The sequence below is a fragment of the Nocardioides pantholopis genome (genome assembly GCF_003710085.1).
Classification (GTDB): domain Bacteria; phylum Actinomycetota; class Actinomycetes; order Propionibacteriales; family Nocardioidaceae; genus Nocardioides; species Nocardioides pantholopis.
The window spans coordinates 2,810,432-2,834,672 of sequence record NZ_CP033324.1; the positions used below are offsets into that span (position 1 = coordinate 2,810,432).

Genomic DNA, 24,241 nt, shown 5'->3' on the forward strand with positions numbered 1-24,241 from the left:
GTGGCCCCGTGAACTCGCAGCCGACCCTCACGGACGGGACGGTCACGCTGCGCGCGTGGCGCGAGACCGACGTCGAGGAGGCCATCGCCGGCCACGACGACGTGGTGCTGCGGTGGCTCGGCGTCCGGGAGGGGCCGACCGCCGAGCAGCACACGGCGGCGGTGCGGATCTGGAACGAGCGGTTCGCCACCCAGCACCCCATCGGCTACGTCATCGAGCACGACGGCCGGCTGATCGGCGGTTGCCAGGTGCGGGTCGTCGACGACACCACCGGGGAGCTGTCCTGGGTGCTCTACGCCGGCAACCGCGGCCGGGGCTTCGCCACCCGGGCGGTGAGGGTGCTGGCCGACTGGGCGATGACAGCTGTCGGCCAGGGCGGCCTCGGGCTGAGCCGGGTCGAGGCCCGCATCGAGCCCGGCAACGAGGCGGCGCTGCGGGTGGCCACCCGGGCCGGGCTGCTGCGCGAGGGCGTGCGCCGGGTCGTGGCCGGCACCGGCGAGCAGCCCGCCGCGACCGAGTACGTCGTCCTGGCCCGGCTCGCCGACGACCCGCCCACCAGCGACCCGCAGAGCTTCCGGGCGCTGCTGAACTCCTTCCTGCCGCGCAAGCGCGCGATCAGCCAGATGCTGGTCCGCGACCGCGAGGGCCGGGTCCTGCTGTGCCGGCTGACCTACAAGCAGGACTGGGACCTGCCCGGCGGGGTGGTCGAGGTCTCGGAGTCCCCCCAGCTCGCCGCCGCGCGCGAGGTGCACGAGGAGCTCGGCCTGGAGCTGGCTCCCGGGCCGCTGGTGCTCACCGACTGGCTGCCCCCGTGGAGCGGCTGGGACGACGCGATCTGCCTGGTCTTCGACGGCGGGGTCCTGGACGCCGCGGTCCTCGACGGGGCGGTCCTCCAGGCCCGCGAGATCCGCGACGCGCAGTTCTGCACCCTCGACGAGGTCGAGGAGCGGTGCGCCGACTTCACGGCCCGCCGCATCCGGGCCGCCCTCGCCGGGGTGGACGGCACCGGCGCGGCGTACACCGAGTCGGGTCGCTGACGGCTCCGTCTGGCATCTGGCGTCTAGCGTCGGGCCGGGGCGGGCGGTGAGCCTGCCACCGTTCCCGCCAGGCGAACCGTGGCCAGCTCACCCCTGACCGGCGGCGGCCGGGGCCGGCGGTGAGCCTGCCACCGTTCCCGCCAGGCGAACCGTGGCCAGCTCACCCCTGACCGGCGGCGGCCGGGGCCGGCGGTGAGCCTGCCACCGTTCCGGCCGGGCGAACCGTGGCCAGCTCACCGCTGACCGGCGGCGGCCGGGGCCGGCGGTGAGCCTGCCACCGTTCCGGCCGCGGGGACGGTGGCCAGCTCACCGCTGCGGGGACGCCGCGCCGGCCGCAGCGCGACGAGTACGCCGGCGACCAGCAGCAGGCCACCGAGCGCCTCCCCCGGGCTCGGCCGCTGGGCCAGCAGCAGCCAGGCCGAGGTCATCGCCACCACCGGCGCGAGCAGCACCCACGGCACCACCGCGGCCGACGGGTTGCGCGCGAGCAGGGTGTTGAAGATCCCATAGCCGACGAGCGAGGCCAGACCGGCGGTGTACAGCGTCGAGACCACCGCCTGCCAGCCGACGGCCCCGAGCCCCGCCTGCATCGCCGCCGGGCCGTCGATCGCCAGCGACAGCGCCACCAGCGGGACCGGGACCACCGTGGCCGACCACACGGTCAGCGACAGCCCGCCGGGCACCTTCGCGGCCCGGGACACCACGTTGCCGATGCCCCACGACAGGGCGCCGGCCAGGCACAGCAGCAGCGCGGCGAGCGGGACCTGACCGCCCCGGCCCAGGCCGACGACCACCAGCCCCACCGTGCCCACCAGCACCCCGATCGCCTGGTTGCGGGTGGGCCGCTCGCGCAGCACTCCCGCCGCGATCACGATCGTGAAGATGACCTGCGCCTGGAGGACCAGCGCCGCGAGGCCGGGGGGCAGCCCGGCGTGCATCGCGACGTAGAGGAAGCCGAACTGGCCCAGCGACATGGTCACCCCGACCGCCGCCAGCACCCGCCAGGACACCGCCGGCCGCGGGACCAGGAGCACCGCGGGGAAGACGACCAACACGAACCGCGCGGCCAGGAACAGCAGCGGCGGCACCTCGCCCATCCCCCAGTCGATGACCACGAAGTTGAATCCCCAGATGGCGGCGACGAGGGCGGCGAGCAGAGCGTCACGACGGTTCACACGGAAAGCCTGACGACACCGACCGTGAAGCACCAGCGAATACTGGACCCGAAAAACAGGTAGCGTTGTTACATGATTGATCTGCCCGCTCTGGTCTCGCTGCGCGCCGTCGCCACCCACGGATCCGTGGTCGGCGCGGCCGAGGCGCTCGGGTTCACGCCGAGCGCTGTCTCCCAGCAGGTCAAACGGCTGGAACGGCAGACGGGCGTGCCGCTGCTGGAGCGGGTCGGCCGGGGGGTCGTCCTCTCCCAGCACGGCCGCCACCTGGTGGAAGCCGGCGCCGGGCTGCTCGCAGGGCTGGAGGAGCTCGAGGCGGGACTGCACCGCCAGGCCGGCACCGTGGCCGGGCACCTGCGGATCGCGACGTTCTCCACGGCCCTGCGCGGGCTGATCGCACCGGTGCTGCGTGGCATCCTCGACGAGCACCCGGACCTGCGGGTCTCGCTCTCCGAGCGCGAGCCCTGGGAGACCGTCGCCCTGGTCGCCTCGGGCCAGAGCGACCTCGGGGTCGTGCACCGCTGGGGCGACGTGCCGATCGAGGTCCCCGAGCACCTGGTCGCCACCGTGGTCACCCACGACGTCGCCGACGTGGTCGTGCCCGTGGGGCACCCGCTGGCGGAGCGCGAGGCGGTCAGCCCGGCGGACCTGGTCGACGAAGGCTGGATCGCGACACCGGAGGGCACCATCTGCCGCCAGTGGCTCAACCGGATGTACGACGGCACCGGCCGGCTGCCCCGCATCGCGCACCGGTCGATGGAGTTCGACTCCCACCTCGCGATGGTCCGGGCCGGCCTCGGGATCGCGCTCGTGCCGCGGCTGGGCCGCGCCCCGCTCGGCGACGGCATCGTCGCGGTGCCGGCACACTCCCCGGTGCCGACCCGTGAGGTGATCGCGGTGCACCGGCGCAGCATGTCGGACTCACCGCCGGTGGGAGCCGTCCTCGCCGCGCTCGTGACGGCCGGTGCCTCGGGGGCCTGACCCCGGGCGCGCTGCGGGCGGTGAGCCTGCCACCGTTGCGACGTACCAAAGCGTGGCCAGCTCACCGCTCCCCCCGGCCACCGACCCCGCGGCCGCGGCAACCAGGCGCGAGCCCAGCGTCGGTCAGGTACGCCGCGCGGCGGAGGCGTCGAGCAGGTCGCGCGCCAGCATCGTGGCACCCACGACCGCTGCCGGCATCACCACGACGGCGCCGAGCGGGATCAGGAAGCAGGCCTGCACCGACATCCCCAGGCCCAGCACGGGGCCGCGACGGCCGCGGACGAGCTCCGAGCGGTCGGCGGCGGTGAGGCCGCGGGCCTCCAGCGGGCGGGTGAGGAGCTCACCGGCCAGCAGCCAGGCGGAGAACCCGAAGCCGGCCACCCCGGCGGCGATCGTCCCGACGACGGGGAGCAGGCCGAGGACCACCATCCCGACCGCGGTCGCCGCGCCGAGGCCGAGCAGCACCGCGCCGTCGCGGATGCCGCGCAGCAGCCCCACGTCCGCGTCGGGCACCTCCCCGCCCAGCATCCGCTCGGTCTCGCGCCAGATCCGGTCGTAGAACGGCTCGCCGACCAGCAGCGTCAGCGCGACGAAGGTCGCCGCTGCCAGGACCACGAAGCCGACGACGACCACCACGGCCAGGCTCACCCGCACGGCGCTGCGCGCCACCTCCCCGGTGTCGTCGAGGAAGGGCGTGGCCCAGCCCACCAGGTCACCGACCTGGAGGACGAGCACCACGAAGACCGCCACCAGGACCGCGAGCACCAGCAGCGCCGGCACCATGCCCAGCACCATCAGGCCCGGCCGCCGACGCCACATCCCGAAGCCGCGCAGCAGGTACGCCGGCCCGGAGAGCACCGGCGCCGCGCCCAGTGCCGGCCGTTGGCGGCCGGTGCCGCTCAAAACAGCGCCGAGGCGAGGTTCTGTCGACCGCGCAGCACCCGGGGGTCCTCGTTGCCGACGGCGGCGAAGAGGCCGAGCAGGTGGTCGCGGGCCTGCGCGCGCTCGTCGCCGGCGGTCCGGCGGACCACGTCGACCAGCCGGGCGAACGCGTCCTCGACGTGACCGCCGAGCAGGTCGAGGTCGGCGACCAGCGTCTGGGCGTCGACGTCCGCGGGGGCAGCCGCCGCGGCCGCGCGGGCGGCGTTGAGGTCGACGCCCTGGGTGCGCTGGAGCACCTTGGCCATCGCCAGGCCGGCGGCCGCCTCGGTGTCGGCCGGGTTGGCGTCGACCAGCTTCTGGTACTCCGCTACGGCCCGGTCGATGTCGCCCTCGCCCAGCGCGTCCTGCGCAGCGGCGTACCGGGGGTCGACCTCCTCGCCGTCCGCGGCCGTCGCCGCCTCGGCGTGGCGGGGCTGGTGGCGTCCGGTGATGCCCTGGGTGGTGAGCTGCTGCATGACCTGGGTCAGCGCGGTGCGCAGCTCCTCCATCGGCAGCGGGTCCTGCAGGAGCGGGGCCGGGCGGCCGTCGAGCACCGCGACCACGAGCGGGATCGAGGGGATCTGCATCGCCTGCGCGATCGCGGGGGTGGCGTCGACGTCGACGAGGCCCGCGAGGAAGCGGCCCTCGAACTCCCCGGAGAGCGTGGCGAGGTCGTCGGCGAGCTGGCCGCTCTCCGGCATCCGGGTGCGGCTGTAGAAGACCAGGATCACCGGCGCGGTCATCGACGCCTCGATGGTGGCCTGGAAGTTCTCCTCGCTCACCTGGACGGCGTACGACGAGACGCCGGCGGCCCCGGGAGCGGCACCACCAGCGGGCGCCGACGGGGCGGCGGCCGGAGCGGGGCGCTTGAGCGCGGAGAGGTCGATGGCGCCGGGACGGGAGAACGGCTGCTGCGTCATGTGCGCAATCCTAGGGATGCCGGTCGAGCGGGGCAGCGCGTGCTCTGTTTTCGCTCGTCCCGGACGGGGATGCTGACCCCATGACGACCTCCCGGGGCACCCTCAGCTCGTTGCTCGCCCTCGGCCTCCTCGCGGCCGCGGTCCCGGCCGCGGAGGCCGGTGGCCGCCATCCCGGCCACCACGACCGGCCCGGGCACGGCCACCACGGCAAGCCCCGGCCCGACCAGACCGTCCGCTTCCAGACCTTCAACGCCTCGCTCAACCGCGCCGCCGCGGGCGAGCTGGTCGCCGATCTGTCCACCCCCGACGACCCCCAGGCGGCGGCGGTCGCGGAGATCGTCCAGCGCACCCGCCCCGACGTGCTGCTGCTCAACGAGTTCGACTACGTGGCCGACGGCGCCGCGGTCGACCTGTTCCGGGAGAACTACCTCGAGGTCCCCCAGGACGGCGCCCGCCCCATCCGCTACCGGTACTCCTTCGTGGCGCCGTCCAACACCGGCATCCCGAGCGGCCACGACCTCGACAACAACGGGACCGTCGGCGGCGGCAACGACGCGTACGGCTTCGGGGAGTTCCCGGGCCAGTACGGCATGGTCGTGCTGAGCCGGCTCCCGATCGACCAGCGCCGGGTGCGCACCTTCCAGCGCTTCCGCTGGCAGGACATGCCCGGCAACCTGCTGCCCACCGACTGGTACTCGCCCGAGGCCGCCGCCGACCTGCGGCTGTCGAGCAAGTCGCACTGGGACGTCCCGGTGCGGGTGGGCCGGCGCACCGTGCACTTCCTGGTCTCCCACCCGACCCCGCCCACCTTCGACGGCCCCGAGGACCGCAACGGCGCCCGCAACCACGACGAGATCCGGTTCTGGGCCGACTACGTCGCGGGCGCGCGCTACCCGTACGACGACCGCGGCCGCCGCGGCGGGCTGCGGCGCGGCGCCTCGTTCGTGATCGCCGGGGACCAGAACGCCGACCCGCTGGACGGTGACTCGGTGGACAGCGCGATCGACCAGCTGCTCGACTCGCCGTTCGTCCGCGACCCGCTGCCGGCCTCGGCCGGTGCGACGGAGGCGTCGGCGCTGCAGGGCGGCGCGAACGCCACCCACCGCGGCGACCCGGCCTACGACACCGCCGACTTCGCCGACACCGCGCCGGGCAACCTGCGCGTCGACTACGTGCTGCCCTCGCGCGACCTCAGGGTCCGCGACGCGGGGGTGTTCTGGCCGGTCCAGGCCGACCCGCTCTCGCGGCTGACCGGCGTCTTCCCGTTCCCCTCCTCCGACCACCGCGCGGTGTGGGTGGACGTGCGCGTGCCCCGCTGAGCGGTCTCAGCCGGTCGAGGGCCGCTCAGCCAGCAGCCGGTCGGCCGCGGCGTACGGATCGAGCTCGCCCGCGGCGACCGCTGCGGCCAGCCCGTCGAGCGCCGAGCTCTCGCCCAGCCGGTCCCAGCGCTCGCGCAGCGCGGTGAGGGCGATGGCCTCCACCTCCCCGCGCGCCCGGCGGGTGCGCCGGGCCGCCAGCTCGCCGGTCCCGGCCAGCCAGGCGTGGTGCTCCTCGATCGCCGCGGCGACCTCGGCGACGCCGTCCCCGGACGAGGCGACGGTCTTGACCACCGGTGCGCGCCAGGCATCCTCGTCGCGGTCGGCGAGCGAGAGCATCGTGCGCAGGTCGCGCCGCACCTGGTCGGCGCCGTCGCGGTCGGCCTTGTTGACCACGTAGACGTCGCCGATCTCGAGGATCCCGGCCTTCGCGGCCTGGATCCCGTCGCCCATGCCCGGTGCCAGCAGGACGACAGTGGTGTCGGCCTGCGCGGCGATGTCGACCTCGCTCTGGCCCACCCCGACGGTCTCGACCAGCACCACGTCGAAGCCGGCGGCGTCCAGCACCCGGATGGCCTGCGGAGTCGACCACGCCAGGCCGCCGAGGTGCCCGCGGGCGGCCATCGAGCGGATGAAGACGTCGCGGTCGGCGGCGTGGTCCGACATCCGGACCCGGTCGCCGAGCAGCGCGCCGCCGGAGAACGGCGAGGACGGGTCGACGGCGAGGACGCCGACCCGCTGGCCGGCGGCGCGCAGCTCGCGGACCAGCGCGTTCGTCGAGGTCGACTTGCCGACGCCCGGGGCGCCGGTCAGGCCCACGACCCGGGCCCGCCCGGCGTACGGCGCCAGCGCGGCCATCACCTCGCGCAGCAGCGGGGAGGCGTCCTCGACCAGCGAGACCAGCCGGGCGACCGCCCGGGCCTCGCCGGCGCGGGCGCGCTCGACGAGGTCCGGGACCGAGGCCTCAGCCCTGCGGGACACGCACGATCAGCGCGTCGCCCTGTCCGCCGCCGCCGCACAGGGCCGCGGCGCCCACGCCGCCACCGCGGCGCTTGAGCTCCAGCGCGAGGTGCAGCACGACGCGGGTCCCGGACATGCCGACCGGGTGGCCGAGCGCGATGGCCCCGCCGTTGACGTTGACCTTGGCGTCATCGAGGCCGAGCTCGCGCGCCGAGGAGATGCCGACCGCCGCGAAGGCCTCGTTGAACTCGACGAGGTCGAGCTCGGAGGGGGCGATGCCCTCCTTCCCGCAGGCCAGCGCCGTCGCGGCCGCGGGCTGGAGCTGGAGCGTGGAGTCGGGGCCGGCGACCTGGCCGTGCGCGCCGATCTCGGCCAGCCACTCCAGGCCGAGCGCCTCGGCCTTGGCCTTGCTCATCACGACCACTGCGGCGGCGCCGTCGGAGATCTGGGAGGCGGAGCCGGCGGTGATCGTGCCGTCCTTGCTGAACGCCGGGCGCAGCTTGCCGAGGGACTCGGCGGTGGTGTCGGCGCGGACCCCCTCGTCGGTCGCCACGACGACCGGGTCGCCCTTGCGCTGCGCGATCGAGACCGGGACGACCTCCTCGTCGAAGACGCCGTTCTTCCAGGCGACCGCTGCCTTGGCGTGGGACTGGGCGGCGAACTCGTCCTGCTCGGCGCGGGTGAGGTTCTGCGCGGCGGCGTTGCACTCCTCGGTGAGCAGGCCCATCGCCTGGGTCGTGAACTGGTCGAAGAGCGCGTCGTAGGCGAGCGAGTCGACGAGCTTCACGTCGCCGTACTTGATGCCCTCGCGCGACTTCGGCAGGAAGTGCGGCGCGTTGGTCATCGACTCCATGCCGCCGGCGACGACCACGTCGACCTCGCCGGCGCGGATCAGCTGGTCGGCCATCGCGATGGCGTTGAGCCCGGAGAGGCACACCTTGTTGATCGTGATCGAGGGGACCCGCATCGGGATCCCGCCCTTGACCGCCGCCATCCGCGCGGGGTTCTGCCCGGCACCGGCCTGGATGACCTGGCCCATGATCACGTAGTCGACCTGCTCGCCGGTGACGCCGGCCTTCTCCAGGGCGCCCTGGATCGCGAACCCCCCGAGCTCGGCGGCGGTCAGGCTCTTGAGGCTGCCGGAGAGGCGGCCGATCGGGGTGCGCGCGCCAGCGACGATGACGTTTCCGGACATGGGGTGTTCCTCCAAGGAGACGGGGGCCGGACGGGCCGTGCCCGCATGTGCCTTGGACCATACCGAGCGCCCGGCGAGGGTGGCGAGGGGCCGGCGGAGCCTGCTCGGTGAGGCACTTGTCACAACGGGCTGCGACCCCGCGCGTCCAGGGGCGAGCATGGCGGGCATGACCACCCTGGAGATCCCCGAGCACCTGTTCACAGCCATCGACCACGTCGGCATCGCCGTACCCGACCTCGACGAGGCCATCTCCTTCTACGAGACCGCGTTCGGCATGCGCCTGGCCCACCAGGAGGTCAACGAGGAGCAGGGCGTGCGCGAGGCGATGATGGCGGTCGGCGAGTCCGGCTCCTCCCTGCAGCTGCTCGCGCCGCTGACCGCTGAGTCGACGATCGCGAAGTTCCTGGACCGCTCCGGCCCCGGCCTCCAGCAGCTGGCCTACCGGGTCACCGACGTGGAGCAGGTCAGCGCGATCCTGCGCGAGCGCGGGCTGCGCCTGCTCTACGACGCGCCCCGCCGCGGCACCGCGGGCTCGCGGATCAACTTCGTGCACCCCAAGGACGCCGGGGGCGTGCTCGTCGAGCTGGTGGAGCCGGCGGCCGCCGGCCACTGAGTGGTCCGGGGCGGCCCGGGGCGGCCCGCCGGGGCTTTCTGCGAGCCGCCCCGAACCGGCCGGCCGAGACGTGGGTCACATCCCTATTCATCGTGGTTACCGATGGGTATCTTTCGCGGAACACCCGACCACAGGAGCTGCCGTGCAGAACATCCTCGACGCCATCCTCAGTGACGACGCGAGCTCGCAGGACTTCGCGAGCCTCGACCTCCCCGAGTCCTACCGTGCCGTGACCGTGCACAAGGACGAGGTGGAGCTCTTCGAGGGGCTCGCGACCAAGGAGAAGGACCCCCGCAAGTCGCTGCACGTCGACGACGTCCCGCTCCCCGAGCTCGGCCCGGGCGAGGCCTTCGTGGCCGTGATGGCCAGCGCGATCAACTACAACACCGTCTGGACCTCGATCTTCGAGCCGGTCTCGACCTTCGGGTTCCTCGAGCGGTACGGCCGCACCTCGCCGCTGGGCAAGCGCCACGACCTGCCCTACCACGTCGTCGGCTCCGACCTCTCCGGAGTCGTGCTGGCCACCGGCCCCGGCGTCACGAAGTGGAAGCCCGGTGACCGGGTCGTCGCGCACTGCCTCTCCGTGGAGCTGGAGAGCCCCGACGGGCACGGCGACACGATGCTCGACCCCGAGCAGCGGATCTGGGGCTTCGAGACCAACTTCGGCGGCCTCGCCGAGGTCGCGATGGTCAAGGCCAACCAGCTGATGCCCAAGCCCGAGCACCTCACCTGGGAGGAGGCCGCCTCCCCCGGCCTGGTCAACTGCACGGCGTACCGCCAGCTCGTGAGCAAGAACGGCGGCGACATGAAGCAGGGCGACAACGTCCTGGTCTGGGGCGCCTCCGGCGGCCTGGGCGGCTTCGCGACCCAGTACGCCCTCAACGGCGGCGCCACGCCGATCTGCGTGGTCTCCAACGAGGAGAAGGCCGCCATCGCCCGCTCCATGGGCGCCGAGCTGATCATCAACCGCTCGGAGGAGGACTACCGGTTCTGGAAGGACGAGCACACCCAGGACCCCCAGGAGTGGAAGCGCTTCGGCGCCAGGATCCGCGAGCTCACCGGCGGCGAGGACATCGACATCGTCTTCGAGCACCCCGGCCGCGAGACGTTCGGCGCGTCGGTGTACGTCACCCGCAAGGGCGGCACGATCACCACCTGCGCCTCGACCTCGGGCTACATGCACGAGTACGACAACCGCTACCTGTGGATGAACCTCAAGCGGATCATCTCCTCCCACTTCGCCAACTACCGCGAGTCCTGGGAGGCCAACCGCCTAGTGGCCAAGGGGCGGATCCACCCCACCCTGTCGCGCACCTACACCCTCGAGGAGACCGGCCAGGCGGCCCTCGACGTGCACCACAACAAGCACCAGGGCAAGGTCGGGGTGCTGTGCCTGTCCCCGCAGGAGGGGCTGGGCGTCCGCAACCACGAGCTCCGAGCCCAGCACGAGACCGCGATCAACCGGTTCCGCGGCGTCTGAGACGCCCCGCCCCCGGGCCCGGAGCACCCCGGCTCGCGCCGCCCGCGGCAGCGAGCCGGGGTGCGTTCCGCTTCGCCCATCGGGGAGGATGGACCCCGGCGGCGCACCTCCCCCCGCGCCCCGGCAGATGCAGCGGAACCGACGGAAGAGGAACGCCACATGAGCGACCAGGGTCTGTCCATCTTCGACGACCAGCCGGAGGACCAGCCGGACGCGGAGAAGACGCAGGTGATCCCGGCCACGCCCGAGAAGCGGCCCTCCCGGCCGGCCGCTCAGGCCTCCGGCGCCACGGCGACCACCGCCCAGCCGGTGGTGCCGCCCGGGACGGCCCCGACCCGCCCGCCCGCCACGCCCGCCGAGCGGTTCCCGATCGTGCGCCGCAACGGCTACGACCCCGCTGCGGTCGACGCCCGGTTCTCCCAGCTCTTCTCCGAGCGGGCCGCCCTGAGCGCCAGCCTCACGGGGTCCGAGCAGCGGACCGCCGCGCTCGAGGCCGAGGTCGCGGCGGTCCGGCAGGAGCTCGCGGAGGCCGGCACCCCGTCGTACGCCGGGCTGGGCGGGCGCGCGAGCGCGATGCTGCGGCTCGCCGAGGAGGAGGCCACCGAGATCCGCGAGTCCGCGGTCAGCGAGGCGCGCGAGATCCGGGAGCAGGCCGTCCGGGACGCCAAGGCGACCCGCGACGACGCCAGCCGCGAGGCCGAGGACATGCGGATCGTGCAGCTGAAGTCGCTCGACGAGCAGCGCGCCCGGGCCATGGCCGACGCCGAGCAGGAGCGCACCCTCGCCCGCGCCGAGGCCGCGGACCTGCTGGCCTCGGCCCGTCGCGAGGCCGACCAGCTGCGGCTCGCCACCCAGCAGGAGGCCACCGAGCTGCGCACGACCGCGCAGCGCGAGGTCGAGCAGGCCCGCGCCGCCGCCGACCGCGAGGTCCAGGAGGCGCGTCGGATGCTCGCCGTCGAGAAGGAGCGGCTGGCCCGTGAGGCCACCGACTTCCACAACAACGCGACCTCCGAGACCCGCAAGCTCGTCCAGGAGGCCGAGGAGCGCGCGTCCGCGGCCGAGGAGCGCGCCCGCCAGGCGACTGCGCAGGCCACGGCCCACCGCGAGCAGGCGCAGACCGAGGCCGAGGCACTGCTCTCGCGCGCCCACCGCGAGGCCGAGCAGATCCTCGTGACCGCGCGCAGCCAGGCCGACTCGATCGAGTCCACCGGCAACGCCGAGGTCGAGCGCGAGCTCGCCGCGACGCGGGCCGAGCTGGACCGGCTGCGCAAGCGCCGGGACGCGATCACCGCCCAGCTGGCGTCGCTGCGTGACGTGGTCGCCGGCTTCGGCGAGGACGACAGCTGAGCGAGCGCCTCACCACGAGCGCCGAACCCGTCCCGGGCCCGGGGTCCGGACTCAGGTCGGGGTCGCGGCCAGCCGCCGCACGCCCCGCTCCCCCGCCTTGACAGCCAGCACCCCGGCCAGGACCAGGAGGCCGCCGAGCAGCTGGACCGGCCGGGGCAGCTCGTCGAGCAGCAGCCACGAGAAGACCACGGCCGCCACCACCTCCAGCAGGGCGACGAACGAGGCGAGCCGCGAGCCGAGCCGGCGACCCGCCGCGATCCCGGTGGTGTAGGCGATCGCCGCGGTCACGATGCCGAGGCCCAGCAGCGGGAGCCACCACGGCACCGAGCCGGCGGCGTAGACCGCGTCGTCGGTCGAGGCGGTCATCGAGAGCACCCCGACCAGGCCGAGCAGGCCCAGCACGAGCGTGCCGACCAGCAGCCCGCCGGCCGCGAGCGCGAGGGCGGGCAGCCCGGTCGACTCGTCGGCGGAGATCACGAAGTACGTCGCGGCGCCGACCATGGCACCCAGTGACCACAGCACCCCGGCGGTGCTGAGGTCGGCCCCCGAGAGCAGGTCGAGCAGCAGCACCAGCCCGGCGACCGCGAGGGCGGCGCCGAGCAGCGTGACCGGGCCCGGCCGCTGTCCGTGGCGCAGCCACATCCAGACGACCACCGCCGCGGGCGCGGTGTACTCGATCAGCAGCGCCGGCCCGACCTGCATGTGCTGGACGGCGGAGAAGTAGCAGAACTGGGCGCCGGCGACGGCCAGGACGCCGTACGCCGCGACGACGCCGGCGTTGCCGCGCAGCACCGACCAGCGGCCCCGCAGCGCCCGCAGCCCGAACGGCGCGACCACCAGCGCGGCCAGCCCCACCCGCACGAGCACGACCGCGCCCGGGCTCCAGCCGGTGTCCAGCAGGCCGCGGGCGAAGGACCCGGAGAGCCCGAACGCGAGCGCCGAGGCCACCGCGAAGCCCAGGCCGCTGGCGAGTCGGGGCCCTCCGGCCGCGGGCGCGGACGAGGAGGCGTCATGAGTCACCGCGGTCATGGGTAATGACGCTAGGCGGCGCCGAGTAACCTGTCAACGTGCCGTTCAACCATGACACCGAGATGGCGCTCCAGAGCGCGGTGGTGCTCGCGAACTCCGCCCTCGAGCCGGACACGCTGAGCACGACAGCGGACCTCGACGAGTTCTACCAGCACCACGACTACACCGGGCGCCACGACCGCACCCGCGCCGAGCTCGACGAGGTGCGCGCACTGCGCCCGAAGCTGCGCGAGCTGCTCACCGCCGACCGGGACCGGGCGGTGGACCTGGTCAACGCGATGCTGCTCGAGGCGCGCGCCCTCCCCCAGCTGGTCCGCCACGACGACTGGGACTGGCACCTGCACGCGGTCACCCCCGACGCCCCGCTCGCGGTCCGGATCACCGTCGAGACCGCGATGGCGATGGTCGACGTGATCCGCGCCGACGAGCTCTCACGGCTCGGGGTGTGCGCCGACGACGAGTGCGACGGCCTGGTCCTCGACCTGTCCCGCAACCGCTCGAAGCGGTTCTGCTCGGTGGGCTGCGGCAACCGCAACGCGGTCGCCGCCTACCGGGCCCGCCAGGCGGCGGGGGCCGAGTAGCTCCGCCGGCCGGGCCGGAGGCAGGTCGACCTCAGCAGAAGCGGCGCGTCCCGCGCACCGAGACCGCCCGGTCGCGCAGCACCACCGGCCACAGCGCCCCGTGGGTCCGGCAGGTGCGCCGGAAGTCCCGGCGCCGGTACTCCACGGCCAGCACCCGCCGCCCGTACGTCGCGGCGTACCGACCGCACTCGGCGTAGCGCCCGCACTCCTCGGCCACGGCGAAGTCGAAGCCGAGCCGGGTCCCGCGCAGCCCGGGCAGGTTCTTCTGGCCCACGGCCAGCCCGCTGCGGTGAGCAGCGCGCACCAGCAGCCGGGCGTAGGCGACGGCGTGCCGGCGCCGCAGCAGCCCACCGCTGCGGGTGAACGAGTCGAGGTTGTCCAGCTCGGCGGCGTCGAACCCGGCGCGGGCGCAGCCGTCGAGCCAGCGGCCCACGATCCGCGCCAGGCGCTCGCGCCGGTCGCGGGTGCGCAGATCGAGCAGCCACTCGCCCCAGGCCTGGTCGGCGACCGGCCGCCCGCGGCGGTGCAGCACCAGACGCATCCGGGAGCGCCAGTCGCGCAGCTCGTCGGGCTGGGTCTGGAACGCGTTGACGTAGCAGATGTTGTAGCGCCCGGCGACGGGTGCCGCGCGCCGGTCGCGGACCACCACGCCCACGCGGGCCGGCGTCGGACGCGGGCCACCGAGCTGGTAGTCGCCGTCGGTGTCGGCCGGCCAGGGCTCGGGCGCCGCGGAGGCGGGCGAGGCCGGCGTGAGCGTCAGGGCCAGGAGCAGGGCCAGGAGGGCAGCGGGCAGCGGGCCGGTCGCGCGCACGACCTAGAAGTCGAATCCGTCGAACATGTCCCCGATCCCGTCGCCGATGCCGCCGATCCCGTCGCCGATCCCGCCGAGCATGTCGCCCATGCCCTCACCGAGCTCGCCGAGCGCGTCGAAGCCGCCGAGGCCGCCGAACATCAGGCCGGCGAACATGAAGTTCATCGGCGCGAAGCCGCCGAAGTAGCCGGCGGCGTAGGGCTGGTAGGCGCGGCCGCCCTGCCAGTACGGCACCCGTCGGGCACCGACCATCACCTGGCGCACGTCCGGGTCCGCGCCGGCGGTGACGCGCTCGGCATCCAGGGTGCACGCGGGGACGTCGCGGCGGGTGCCACCCGGCGGCGTCCACGGCACGTCCTGCACCGACGGGCCGTGGCGAGGGTCGAAGAAGCAGGGCGGGCGCCGGGTCGGCAGCGGCTCGCCGTGCACCCGGGCACGCACGCAGGCCACTGCATACCGGCCGTCCTCGATGATCGTGGTGACGTGCCGGACGTCGTCGGGCCGCTGCATCCCGTCGCCAGCGGTCTTCGCGGACTCGTAGGCGTCCAGCGCGCGCTGGTAGTCGGCGTTGGCGCCGGCGTCGAGCGGCTGCCCCGCGAGCTCGAGGTCGAGGTCCTGGAGGTCGACGCCGAAGGCCGTGATGTCCTCGGCGGCCAGCTTCTTCACCGGGGCCAGCTCGGCCTCGCGGCGCTCGAGCTCACGTTGCCGGGACCGCTTGTTCGTGGCGACGACCAGCCACGCGACGGCCGCGACCACGACGAGGACCACCAGCAGCTCCACCATGGGCCCAGCGTACGCGGCGGCCCGAGCACGGGCACTCTGGCAGGATCGCGCCGTGACCACGACCCGCATCGAGACCTCGAGGCTCATCCCCGCCCCGCCCGCAGCGATCTTCGCCCTGCTGTGCGACCCGCAGGGCCACGTCGCGATCGACGCGACCGGGATGCTGCAGGACGCCACCGGCGACCCGGTCCGTGAGGCCGGCGACTCCTTCGCGGTGCACATGGACCGCGAGTCGCTGGGCGACCTCCCGGAGATGGGCCGCTACGACGTCACGGTGACGATCCGCGACCTCGAGCCCGACGCGCTGATCTCGTGGACCATCCTGGGCCGGGTCCGGCCCCAGATCGGCCACGTGTACGGCTACCGGCTCGCGGAGGCGGACGGCGGGACCCTGGTGACCTCGTTCTACGACTGGTCCGACATCCACCCCGACTGGCGGGCGCTGGACATGTTCCCGGTCGTCTCCGAGGACGCCCTGCGCGCCACGCTGGGCATCCTCGACCGGACCGTGCGGCGGGGCTACCCGCACCCCGCCGCCGACTGACCCCACGACCGGGCGCGCTCAGCGCCTGCGGTGGTCCCGGAACCCGCGGCCGGTCTTGCGACCCAGGTAGCCAGCGGTCACCAGGTGCTCCAGCAACGGCGCCGGCGCGAAGCCCGGCTCGCGGAACTCCAGGTAGAGCTCGCGCTGGATGGCCAGCGAGACGTCGTTCCCGACCACGTCGAGCAGCTCGAAGGGGCCCATCGGCAGCGCGCAGCCCAGCTTCATCGCGGTGTCGATGTCGTCGGCGTCGGCGTAGTGGGCCTCGAGCATCTTCACCGCGTCGTTGAGGTAGGGGAACAGCAGCGCGTTGACGATGAACCCGGCCCGGTCGCCGCAGGAGACAGCTGTCTTGCCGACCCGGTCGCACACGGCCAGCACCGTCTCGGTGACCTCCTCGTCGGTGGAGACCGTGGAGACGACCTCGACCAGCTTCATCACGGTCGCCGGGTTGAAGAAGTGCATCCCGATGACGTCCTGGGGCCGCTCGGTCACCGCGGCCATCGAGATGATCGGCAGGCTGGAGGTCGTCGTGGCGAGGATGGCTCCGGGCTTGCAGATCTCGTCGAGGTTGCGGAACAGCGTGCTCTTGATGGCGAGGTCCTCGGCGATCGCCTCGACGACCAGGTCCACGTCCGCGAGGTCCTCCAGGCTCGTGGTGCCGCGGACCCGCCCGAGAACCTCGGCCTTCTGGTCCTCGGTGGCGCGGCCGCGCTGGATCTGCTTGTCGAAGCTGCGGGCGATCGTGGCCACCACGCCGTCGACCTTGTCCTGGCTGCGACCGGTGTAGAGCACGTCGTACCCGGCCTTCGCGAAGACCTCCACGATCCCGCTCGCCATGGTCCCCGTGCCGACCACGCCGACCAGCCGGATCTCGCGGCGCAGCGCCGGCCTCTGGTCGGCCGACGGCGTCCGGTCGTCGGCGACGACGACCGGGCTGTCCGGCGCCTCGTAGGTGTAGAACCCGCGCCCGGTCTTGCGGCCGAGCAGCCCCGCGGTCACCATCTGCTTGAGGATCGGCGCCGGCGCGTGCAGGCGGTCGCGGCCCTGGCGGTACATCGTCTCGAGGATCTCGTACGCCGTGTCCAGCCCGATCAGGTCCAGCAGCGCCAACGGGCCCATCGGGTAGCCGCAGCCGTAGCGCATCGCGGCGTCGATGTCCTCGCGGGAGGCGTACCTGGCCTCGTACATCGAGACCGCGTGGTTGAGGTAGCCGAAGAGCAGCGTGTTCGCGATGAACCCGGCCTTGTCGCCGCAGACGACAGCGCTCTTGCCGAGCCCCTCGACCAGCGCCCGCACCCGCTCGAGCACGGCGCCCTCGGTGACCACCGTGCGGACCACCTCGACGAGGTCCTGGACCGGCGCCGGGTTGAAGAAGTGCATGCCGACCACGCGCCCGGGGCGGGCCGTCGCGGCCGAGAGGTCGGTGACCGAGAGCGAGGACGTGTTGGTAGCGAGCACGGCGTCGGGCCCGACGATCCCGTCGAGCTCACGGAAGACCCGCTTCTTCAGGTCCATCGACTCGCCGACCGCCTCGACCACGAGCGACGCCTCGGCGAGGTCGGCCATCGAGGTGGTCGTGGTGATCCGTCCCAGGATCTCCTGGGCCTCGGCCTCGGTGATCTTGCCGCGCTGCACGGCCCGCCCGGTGGAGTGCTCCAGGTGCTGGCGGCCCCGGGCGAGGGGCTCCTCACCCTGCTCCACCCCGACCACTGCATAGCCGTGCCGGGCGAAGACCTCGGCGATGCCGGCGCCCATGGTGCCGAGGCCGACGACCCCGACGGTGGTGCCGGGAACGGGCGGAGCTGCGGACTCGGTGGCCGGTGCGGGGGCGCTCGTCATGCCGGGGATCATGGCATGCATTACCGCCGGGTAACAGTGACCAATCCCATCGCCTCAGCTCTGGCGCGCGAGCCTCGCGTGCATCAGAATCCGCTCCCCGTGCCGATCCAGCCCCAGGGCGCGCTCGCGGTCGCGCAGCCGGCGCTGCCAGGGCTCGGGATCGGCCACCGCGACGAACCCCAGGCGCTCGTAGAACGGCCCGTTCCATGGCACGTCGCGGTAGGTGCTCAGCGACATCCGGTCGAAGCCAGCCCAGCGGGCCTCCTCCATCGCCGCCCGGACCAGCGCCGCGCCGATCCCCTGCCGGCCGTGGTCGGGATGCACCGCGAGCTGCTCCAGATGGGCCGCGCCGTCGATCTCCAGGACGTGGGCGAACCCGACCGGCGGGTCCCCGGCCACCAGGAGGAACCCGGGCTGGTCGGCCCGGCTTCCCCCCGAGGGGGCCGGCGCCACCAGGGGGTCCCCGGCCAGGTCGCCCCACAGCGCCTCGAAGAGCGCGCCCCCGGCGTCCTCGATCGCGCCGAGGTGGCGCAGGTCCGAGGGACGGGCCAGGCGGACCGGGAGACCGACGGCATCGGTGGGCATGCGGGGACCCTACGCGCGGGCAGGTAGCCTCTGCGCCCGTGAGACTCGTCGTGGCCCGTTGCCAGGTGGACTATGCCGGGCGGCTGACCGCCCATCTGCCGATGGCGACCCGGGTGCTGATGATCAAGGCCGACGGATCCGTCCTGGTGCACTCCGACGGCGGCTCCTACAAGCCGCTGAACTGGATGTCGCCGCCGTGCACGCTGCGCGAGGGCACCACCGAGGACGGCGTCCTGGAGTGGACGGTCACGAACCCCAAGACCGATGACACGCTGCGGATCCTGCTCGCCGAGGTGATCAGCGACTCCAGCCACGACCTCGGGGTCGACCCCGGGCTGCAGAAGGACGGCGTGGAGAAGCACCTCCAGGAGCTGCTCGCCGAGCACCCCGCGACGCTCGCCCCGGGGCTGAGCCTGGTCCGCCGCGAGTACCCGACCGCGATCGGGCCGGTCGACCTGATGTGCCGCGACGCCGCGGCGCTCGCGGTCGCCGTCGAGATCAAGCGCAAGGCCACCATCGACGCGGTCGAGCAGCTCACCCGCTACCTGGAGCTGCTCAACCGGGACCCGCTGCTGACGCCGGTGCGCGGCATCCTCGCCGCCCAGTCCATCGTGCCCCAGGCCCGCACCCTCGCCGAGGACCGCGGCATCCAGTGCTGCGTCGTGGACTACGACCTGCTCCGGGGCCTCGACGACCCCACCCACCGGCTCTTCTAGCCGCCTCGGGCAGGCGCGTCAGACGGGCGCGTCGACCGGAGCGTCGACGGAGGAGTCGACCGAGGCGTAGCCGAGGCGCACCGTGAACGTCGAGCCGACGCCGGGCTCGCTCTCGACCTCGATCCGGCCGCCGTGGGCGTCGACGATCCGGCGCACGATCGCCAGCCCGAGACCGGCCCCCTGGGTCTGCGCCGCGACGGCCCCGGGGGTGCGGTAGAGCCGGTCGAACAGCCGCGCCTTCTCCTCGGGGCGGACGCCGACCCCGGTGTCGGTGACCGCCAGGACCGGGCTGCCGTCGACCTCGTGCACCCGGACCCGGACCTGTCCCCCGGCCGGGGTGAACTTGATCGCGTTGGCCACGAGGTTCTCCACCGCCTGCGCGAGGCGACGCTGGTCGCCCGCCACCGGACGGACCGGATCGACGTCGACAGCGAGCGTCAGCCCGGCCGCCTCCGCGCGAGCCCGGTGCTCGGCGACGACACGGCAGGCCACGTCGGCCAGGGCCACCGGCTCGGGGTCGAAGCGCAGCCGGCCGTCCTGGAGGAACGCCATCGTCAGCAGGTCGTCGACCAGCCGCAGCTCGCGGGCCGCGTTGCGCTGGATGACCGCGAGCAGCCGGCGCGCCTGGCCCCCGAGCTCGTCCTCGTCGAGGTCGGCGAGCAGCTCGGCGTAGCCCATGATCGAGGTCAGCGGCGTGCGCAGCTCGTGGGAGACCGTCGCGATCAGCTCGTCGCGCATCCGGTCGGCCTCCTCCTGCATCCGCAGCCGCTCGCTGATGTCGCGCAGCGAGGCGGAGACGAGCAGCCCCTGGTCGGTGCGCAGCGGGGACAGGGAGATCTCGACCGGCACCTCGTGCCCGTCGCGGTGCACGGCGTACAGCGTCATGTCGACGCTCATCGGGCGCGCGCTGGGGTGGCCGAGAAAGCCGTTGCGACGGCTCGGGTGCCCCTCGCGGAACCGCTCGGGCACCAGCACGTCGACCGGCTTGCCCAGCAGGTCCTCCTTGGCGTACCCGAACAGACAGGTGACCTGCTTGTTCACCAGCACGATGTCGCCGCGCTCGTCGACGATGACCGTCGCGTCCGGAGCCGCGTCGAGCAGCATCCGGAACACCTCGCCGCTCGCGGAGGCGGGGGTCAACGGCACAGCGGGCAGCCTAGCCGTGGTGGTCGGGTTCGGTGGCCTCGCCGGCGACCAGGGCCGTGACCTCCTCCGCGCACCCCCAGGACAAGGTGACGCCGGCGCCCCCGTGGCCGTAGCAGTGCACGAGGCCGCCGTCGCGCTCGACCCGGACCGCCGGCCGCACGGGGCGCAGGCCGACGCGGTGGCGCAGCACCCGGGCCCCCGCGAGCGCCGGCTCCACCGCGACCGCCCGGGCGAGGATCTGCGCCGCGGTCCGGGGCGAGGGCGCGGGGTCCCAGCTGCCCTCCTCGTCGGTGCCGCCGACCACGACGTCGCCGCTGCGCGGCACGACGTACGTCGGACCGGCGCTGTCCAGCCACCAGCGCTCGATCCCGACCTGCTCAACGTGGAGCACCTGGCCGCGCGCCGGAGCCACCGTGGGATCCCCGACCAGCATCCTGGCGCCCAGGCCCGAGCAGTTCACGACGACGACGTCGCCGCCGTGGGCCGGCAGGTCGCGCAGGTGCAGCCGGGTGACGGTGCCGTCGAGCTCCTCGACCCGCGCGCGCAGCCACGCCAGGTACACCGGCATCTCCACGACCGGGGCCACAAAGGACCAGCCGTGGGCGTAGCCGTCCGGCAGCGCCTCGGGGTCGGCGAGGTCCGGGACCGCCGAGGCCCACCAGGGGTGCACCCGCGGCGTGCGGTGCACCTCGGTCCCCGGCACCATCCGCACGCCGGTGCCGGCCTGCGCGGCCAGGCCTGTGAGGACCTCGTAGGTCCGGGCGCCCCAGCGCGTCACCCGGTCCTGCGGCAGGGCCCGGTAGGGGTACCAGATCGCGGCCGCCACCGCCGAGGTGCTCTCCAGCGGCAGGTCGCGCGCCACGACGTCGACCCGGTGCCCGGCCTCGAGCAGCCGGATGGCACAGGTCAGGCCCACGACCCCGGCTCCCACGACGATCACGCGCTTCACGGGTGCAGTGTCGCGCATCCGTGGCCGACCAGGCAGGGATCGGCCGGATCCGGCCCGGCGGGGCCGGCGGGGGGTCAGGCCCCGGCGATCCGCGGAGCCGTCGGGTCGGCGGCCTCGCCCGCCTGCTCGCGGGCGACGTACTCCTCGATGTCCTCGATGTCCTGGGCGTTGCGGGTGACCACGGCCAGCAGGTCGCTCATCGTCGCGACCTCCTCGACCTGCTCCTTGATGAACCACTGCATGAACTGCTCGGAGGCGTAGTCGCTCTCCTCGCGGGCGATCCGCAGCAGGTCGTTGATCTGGTCGGTGACCCGGCGCTCCTGCTCGAGGGCGAGCGCCACCGGAGCGACGACGTCGGCGAACGACGCGGTGGGCGCCTCGACGCCCGGCACGACCACCTCGGCGTCGGTGTCGAGGAGGTACTGCATCATCATCAGCGCGTGATCGCGCTCCTCGAGCGCCTGGCCGTAGAAGAAGGCCGCCATCCGGGGCATCGTCTGCGCGTCGTAGTAGACCGCGCAGGCGAGGTACTGGTTGTGGGCGGCGAGCTCGTTGCCGATCTGTACGTTGAGCTGCTTGGCGAAGCGCGCGGCGGGCATCAAAGGACTCCTGTGCTGGGTCGCGGACGTGCCGCGCTCAGGCGGCCTTGGCAAGCTTCTTCTTGGTGACCTTGGTGCCGTCCACCCGGACGAGCTTGCGCTTCTTGACGGTATACCCCTCGGGCAGGGTGCCTTCCTTCAGCATCCGGAGCGGGCACCGGCCGCACTGGGACTTCGAGACGCAGCACTCCGTCTTGGGGAGCTTGCCCTTGGTCTTCTTGCCCACGCTCGACAGAGTAGCGGACTCAGGTAAGGCTTGCCTTTCTTTCGCCGACCAGTTTTCGAGCGCCCCGGGAGCGGGAAGCCTGCGGCCATGACTTCTCCCGCGCCCACGGCTCGCACCCGCCCCGCCCGCCCCGACGTCGCCGGCACCCTGACCGCCGGCGTCGTCCTGTCGGCAGCGGGGCTGGCGGCGCTGCTGCTCTCCGCCCTGCCCGGCGCGCTCACCCACGCGCAGGGGTTCGGCGACGGGGAGGGCGAGGGCGACCTGGGCGCGCTGAAGTCCTACGTGCGCAACCTCGTGGAGGGCGCCTTCGTCACCGTCGGGCTGGTGCTGGCGGTCGCCGCTCTCGCCTGCTTCGCGGTCGCGCTGGTACGCCGTCGGGCGCGCTGAGCCGGCCCGCGCTCAGGCGAGCCCGTTCGCCGTCCGGATCACGTCGACGATCCCGCCCATGATCTCGGTCAGCCCGAAGTCCTTGGGGGTGTAGACGCCGGCGACGCCCAGCTCGCGGAGCCGGCGCGCGTCGGAGTCGGGGATGATGCCGCCCACGATCACCGGGACGTCGCCGAGCCCGGCCTCGCGCAGCCCCTCGAGCACGGCCGGGACCAGCTCCATGTGGGACCCGGAGAGGATCGAGAGACCCACGCAGTGCACGTCCTCGGCCACCGCGGCCGAGACGATCTGCTCCGGCGTCAGCCGGATGCCCTGGTAGATCACCTCGAAGCCGGCGTCGCGGGCCCGGACGGCCACCTGCTCGGCGCCGTTGCTGTGCCCGTCCAGGCCGGGCTTCCCGACCAGCAGGCGCAGCCGGCCGCCGAGCTCCTCTCCCGTGGCGCGGACCCGGTCGCGAACAGCGCCGAGCTCGGCACCGGGGCGGGCCATCCCGACCGCTCCGCTGACGCCGGTGGGCGCCCGGAACTCCCCGAAGACCGAGCGCAGGGTCTCGGCCCACTCCCCCGTGGTCGCCCCGGCCCGGGCCGCGACCAGCGTCGGCGCCATCAGGTTGGCGTCGGTCTTCGCCGCCTCGGCCAGCGCGGCCAGCGCGGCGGCGACCTCGGCCTCGTCGCGCTGCGCCTTCCAGGCCTCCACGCTGGCCCGGGCCGTCTTCTCGGCCTGCGGGTCGGCGACCATGATCGCGGCGTCCAGGTCGGCGGTCAGCGGCGAGGGCTCGGTGGTCTCGAACCGGTTGACCCCGACGATGACCTCCTCGCCGGCCTCGATGCGCGCTCGGCGGGCCGCGTGGCTGGAGACCAGCTCCTGCTTCATGTAGCCCGACTCCACCGCGGCGATCGCGCCGCCCATCGCCTGGACCCGGTCGATCTCGGCACGGGCGCCCTCGACCAGCTCGGCGACCTTGGCCTCGATGACCGTCGAGCCGGCGAAGATGTCGTCGTACTCCAGCAGGTCGGACTCGAAGGCCAGCACCTGCTGCAACCGCAGCGACCACTGCTGGTCCCAGGGCCGGGGCAGGCCGAGGGCCTCGTTCCACGCCGGCAGCTGGACGGCGCGCGCCCGGGCGTCCTTGGAGAGCGTGACGCCGAGCATCTCCAGCACGATCCGCTGGACGTTGTTCTCGGGCTGCGCCTCGGTCAGGCCGAGGGAGTTGACCTGCACGCCGTAGCGGAACCGGCGCATCTTCGGGTCCTGGACGCCGTACCGCTCCCGGGTGATCTCGTCCCAGAGCTGGACGAACGCGCGCATCTTGCAGGTCTCCTCGACGAAGCGCACCCCGGCGTTGACGAAGAACGAGATCCGGCCGACGACCTTCTCGAAGTCCTCCGGGCTCACCTGCCCGGCGTCGCGGACCTGGTCGAGCACGGCGATCGCTGTGCACAGCGAGTACGCCAGCTCCTGCGTCGGCGTCGCGCCGGCCTCCTGGAGGTGGTAGCTGCACACGTTGATCGGGTTCCACTGCGGGATCTGGTGGACCGTGTAGGCGATCATGTCGCCGATCAGGCGCAGCGAGTGCTCCGGCGGGAAGACGTAGGTCCCGCGGGAGAGGTACTCCTTGATGATGTCGTTCTGGGTCGTCCCGGCGAGCTGCGCGGCGACCTCCTCCGGGGTGAGGTCGGGGTTCTGCTCCTCCGCGACCACCTGGTACATCGCCAGCAGCCACATCGCGGTGGCGTTGATCGTCATCGAGGTGTTCATCCCGGTCAGCGGGATGTCGGCGAACAGCTTGCGCATCTCGCCCAGGTGCGGGACCGGGACGCCGACCTTGCCGACCTCGCCCCGGGCCAGCGAGGAGTCCGGGTCGTAGCCGGTCTGGGTCGGCAGGTCGAAGGCGACCGAGAGGCCGGTCTGGCCCTTGGCGAGGTTCGACCGGTACAGCGCGTTGGACGCCTCGGCGGTCGAGTGACCCGCGTAGGTCCGCATCACCCAGGGTCGATCCTTCACGGGCCGGTCCTGCTGCTCGTTCTCGGTCATGGGTTGAAGGTTAGGGGTGTGACTACCCCTTGGTAACCGCCCGGAGTGTGGCGCTCGCAACACGTTTCGA

At 73.6% G+C, this 24,241-nt stretch carries 25 protein-coding genes; 10 read left to right on the forward strand and 15 right to left on the reverse strand.

Annotation, left to right across the window (positions count from 1 at the left end; all coding sequences use genetic code 11):
* The first annotated feature begins 8 nt into the window (after window positions 1-8).
* Entirely contained in the window at window positions 9-1,037 is a 1,029-nt protein-coding gene (locus EBO35_RS13460) for an NUDIX hydrolase (protein WP_122818154.1), read from the forward strand.
* 233 nt (window positions 1,038-1,270) lie between these two features.
* Here the strand turns inward: EBO35_RS13460 and EBO35_RS13465 are convergent, their stop codons facing one another.
* Complete coding sequence (locus EBO35_RS13465; protein WP_122818155.1) at window positions 1,271-2,212, reverse strand: EamA family transporter; 942 nt, start codon at window positions 2,210-2,212, stop codon at window positions 1,271-1,273.
* Window positions 2,213-2,284: 72 nt separating this feature from the next.
* On the opposite strand from EBO35_RS13465, the gene EBO35_RS13470 reads away from it, so the two are divergent.
* Window positions 2,285-3,190 (forward strand): LysR family transcriptional regulator, encoded by a 906-nt coding sequence (locus EBO35_RS13470; RefSeq protein ID WP_122818156.1) that lies wholly within the window; start codon window positions 2,285-2,287, stop codon window positions 3,188-3,190.
* Between the two features lie 123 nt (window positions 3,191-3,313).
* On the opposite strand, the gene EBO35_RS13475 is transcribed toward EBO35_RS13470, so the two are convergent.
* Together EBO35_RS13475 and EBO35_RS13480 are read right to left on the reverse strand one after the other, a co-directional pair.
* Entirely contained in the window at window positions 3,314-4,093 is a 780-nt protein-coding gene (locus EBO35_RS13475; RefSeq protein ID WP_164477964.1) for an EI24 domain-containing protein, read from the reverse strand.
* Entirely contained in the window at window positions 4,090-5,031 is a 942-nt protein-coding gene (locus tag EBO35_RS13480) for a co-chaperone YbbN (RefSeq protein WP_122818158.1), read from the reverse strand. The genes EBO35_RS13475 and EBO35_RS13480 overlap by 4 nt, the downstream gene beginning before the upstream one ends.
* A gap of 80 nt (window positions 5,032-5,111) precedes the next feature.
* Between EBO35_RS13480 and EBO35_RS13485 the strand changes: the two genes are divergently transcribed.
* On the forward strand, window positions 5,112-6,350 hold the full coding sequence (locus EBO35_RS13485) for an endonuclease/exonuclease/phosphatase family protein (protein WP_122818159.1): 1,239 nt from the start codon (window positions 5,112-5,114) through the stop codon (window positions 6,348-6,350).
* 6 nt (window positions 6,351-6,356) lie between these two features.
* Here EBO35_RS13485 and meaB read toward each other — a convergent pair whose 3' ends face one another.
* Together meaB and EBO35_RS13495 are read right to left on the reverse strand one after the other, a co-directional pair.
* Window positions 6,357-7,328, reverse strand: a complete 972-nt coding sequence (gene meaB / locus EBO35_RS13490) for a methylmalonyl Co-A mutase-associated GTPase MeaB (protein ID WP_122818160.1) — start codon at window positions 7,326-7,328, stop codon at window positions 6,357-6,359.
* Window positions 7,312-8,502 carry an acetyl-CoA C-acetyltransferase gene (locus EBO35_RS13495; RefSeq protein WP_122818161.1) on the reverse strand — a complete coding sequence of 397 codons (1,191 nt, stop codon included), beginning with the start codon at window positions 8,500-8,502 and terminating at the stop codon, window positions 7,312-7,314. Before EBO35_RS13495 ends, meaB begins: the two co-directional genes overlap by 17 nt.
* 166 nt (window positions 8,503-8,668) lie before the next feature.
* On the opposite strand from EBO35_RS13495, the gene mce reads away from it, so the two are divergent.
* The 3 genes from mce to EBO35_RS13510 all read left to right on the forward strand — a co-directional run bounded on the left by mce (window position 8,669) and on the right by EBO35_RS13510 (window position 11,942).
* Window positions 8,669-9,115: a methylmalonyl-CoA epimerase gene (gene mce, locus EBO35_RS13500; RefSeq protein ID WP_122818162.1), complete on the forward strand. Its 447-nt coding sequence runs from the start codon at window positions 8,669-8,671 to the stop codon at window positions 9,113-9,115.
* 142 nt (window positions 9,116-9,257) lie between these two features.
* Window positions 9,258-10,595 (forward strand): crotonyl-CoA carboxylase/reductase, encoded by a 1,338-nt coding sequence (gene ccrA / locus EBO35_RS13505; protein WP_122818163.1) that lies wholly within the window; start codon window positions 9,258-9,260, stop codon window positions 10,593-10,595.
* 159 nt (window positions 10,596-10,754) lie between these two features.
* Window positions 10,755-11,942 (forward strand): coiled-coil domain-containing protein, encoded by a 1,188-nt coding sequence (locus tag EBO35_RS13510; RefSeq protein ID WP_206422563.1) that lies wholly within the window; start codon window positions 10,755-10,757, stop codon window positions 11,940-11,942.
* Window positions 11,943-11,993: 51 nt separating this feature from the next.
* Here EBO35_RS13510 and EBO35_RS13515 read toward each other — a convergent pair whose 3' ends face one another.
* A complete protein-coding gene (locus EBO35_RS13515) occupies window positions 11,994-12,971 on the reverse strand; it encodes an EamA family transporter (protein ID WP_122818164.1) in 978 nt (325 codons plus the stop codon).
* Window positions 12,972-13,009: 38 nt separating this feature from the next.
* On the opposite strand from EBO35_RS13515, the gene EBO35_RS13520 reads away from it, so the two are divergent.
* The gene (locus tag EBO35_RS13520; protein ID WP_122818165.1) at window positions 13,010-13,552 is read left to right on the forward strand and encodes a CGNR zinc finger domain-containing protein; all 543 of its coding nucleotides are present in this window, start codon (window positions 13,010-13,012) and stop codon (window positions 13,550-13,552) included.
* A gap of 31 nt (window positions 13,553-13,583) precedes the next feature.
* Here the strand turns inward: EBO35_RS13520 and EBO35_RS13525 are convergent, their stop codons facing one another.
* Together EBO35_RS13525 and EBO35_RS13530 are read right to left on the reverse strand one after the other, a co-directional pair.
* Window positions 13,584-14,363, reverse strand: coding sequence for an endo alpha-1,4 polygalactosaminidase (locus EBO35_RS13525; RefSeq protein WP_122818166.1), 780 nt, complete (start codon window positions 14,361-14,363; stop codon window positions 13,584-13,586).
* Window positions 14,364-14,366: 3 nt separating this feature from the next.
* On the reverse strand, window positions 14,367-15,146 hold the full coding sequence (locus tag EBO35_RS13530) for a hypothetical protein (RefSeq protein ID WP_241153701.1): 780 nt from the start codon (window positions 15,144-15,146) through the stop codon (window positions 14,367-14,369).
* A gap of 52 nt (window positions 15,147-15,198) precedes the next feature.
* On the opposite strand from EBO35_RS13530, the gene EBO35_RS13535 reads away from it, so the two are divergent.
* Window positions 15,199-15,690 carry an SRPBCC family protein gene (locus tag EBO35_RS13535; protein WP_241153702.1) on the forward strand — a complete coding sequence of 164 codons (492 nt, stop codon included), beginning with the start codon at window positions 15,199-15,201 and terminating at the stop codon, window positions 15,688-15,690.
* 18 nt (window positions 15,691-15,708) lie between these two features.
* Here the strand turns inward: EBO35_RS13535 and EBO35_RS13540 are convergent, their stop codons facing one another.
* Window positions 15,709-17,529 (reverse strand): 3-hydroxyacyl-CoA dehydrogenase family protein, encoded by a 1,821-nt coding sequence (locus EBO35_RS13540; protein ID WP_122818168.1) that lies wholly within the window; start codon window positions 17,527-17,529, stop codon window positions 15,709-15,711.
* A gap of 54 nt (window positions 17,530-17,583) precedes the next feature.
* Window positions 17,584-18,114 carry a GNAT family N-acetyltransferase gene (locus tag EBO35_RS13545; RefSeq protein ID WP_122818169.1) on the reverse strand — a complete coding sequence of 177 codons (531 nt, stop codon included), beginning with the start codon at window positions 18,112-18,114 and terminating at the stop codon, window positions 17,584-17,586.
* A gap of 38 nt (window positions 18,115-18,152) precedes the next feature.
* Between EBO35_RS13545 and nucS the strand changes: the two genes are divergently transcribed.
* Window positions 18,153-18,830 (forward strand): endonuclease NucS, encoded by a 678-nt coding sequence (nucS, locus tag EBO35_RS13550; RefSeq protein ID WP_122818170.1) that lies wholly within the window; start codon window positions 18,153-18,155, stop codon window positions 18,828-18,830.
* Window positions 18,831-18,848: 18 nt separating this feature from the next.
* Here the strand turns inward: nucS and EBO35_RS13555 are convergent, their stop codons facing one another.
* The 4 genes from EBO35_RS13555 to EBO35_RS13570 form a co-directional block, all read right to left on the reverse strand.
* Entirely contained in the window at window positions 18,849-19,976 is a 1,128-nt protein-coding gene (locus EBO35_RS13555; protein WP_122818171.1) for a PAS domain-containing sensor histidine kinase, read from the reverse strand.
* 10 nt (window positions 19,977-19,986) lie between these two features.
* Window positions 19,987-20,925 carry an FAD-dependent oxidoreductase gene (locus tag EBO35_RS13560; protein ID WP_241153703.1) on the reverse strand — a complete coding sequence of 313 codons (939 nt, stop codon included), beginning with the start codon at window positions 20,923-20,925 and terminating at the stop codon, window positions 19,987-19,989.
* Window positions 20,926-20,999: 74 nt separating this feature from the next.
* Window positions 21,000-21,524 carry a ferritin gene (locus EBO35_RS13565; protein WP_122818173.1) on the reverse strand — a complete coding sequence of 175 codons (525 nt, stop codon included), beginning with the start codon at window positions 21,522-21,524 and terminating at the stop codon, window positions 21,000-21,002.
* 37 nt (window positions 21,525-21,561) lie between these two features.
* Window positions 21,562-21,750 (reverse strand): hypothetical protein, encoded by a 189-nt coding sequence (locus tag EBO35_RS13570; protein WP_122818174.1) that lies wholly within the window; start codon window positions 21,748-21,750, stop codon window positions 21,562-21,564.
* A gap of 87 nt (window positions 21,751-21,837) precedes the next feature.
* On the opposite strand from EBO35_RS13570, the gene EBO35_RS13575 reads away from it, so the two are divergent.
* Entirely contained in the window at window positions 21,838-22,137 is a 300-nt protein-coding gene (locus tag EBO35_RS13575; protein WP_122818175.1) for a hypothetical protein, read from the forward strand.
* A gap of 12 nt (window positions 22,138-22,149) precedes the next feature.
* Here the strand turns inward: EBO35_RS13575 and EBO35_RS13580 are convergent, their stop codons facing one another.
* On the reverse strand, window positions 22,150-24,171 hold the full coding sequence (locus tag EBO35_RS13580) for a protein meaA (protein ID WP_122818176.1): 2,022 nt from the start codon (window positions 24,169-24,171) through the stop codon (window positions 22,150-22,152).
* Between the last annotated feature and the right edge of the window lie 70 nt (window positions 24,172-24,241).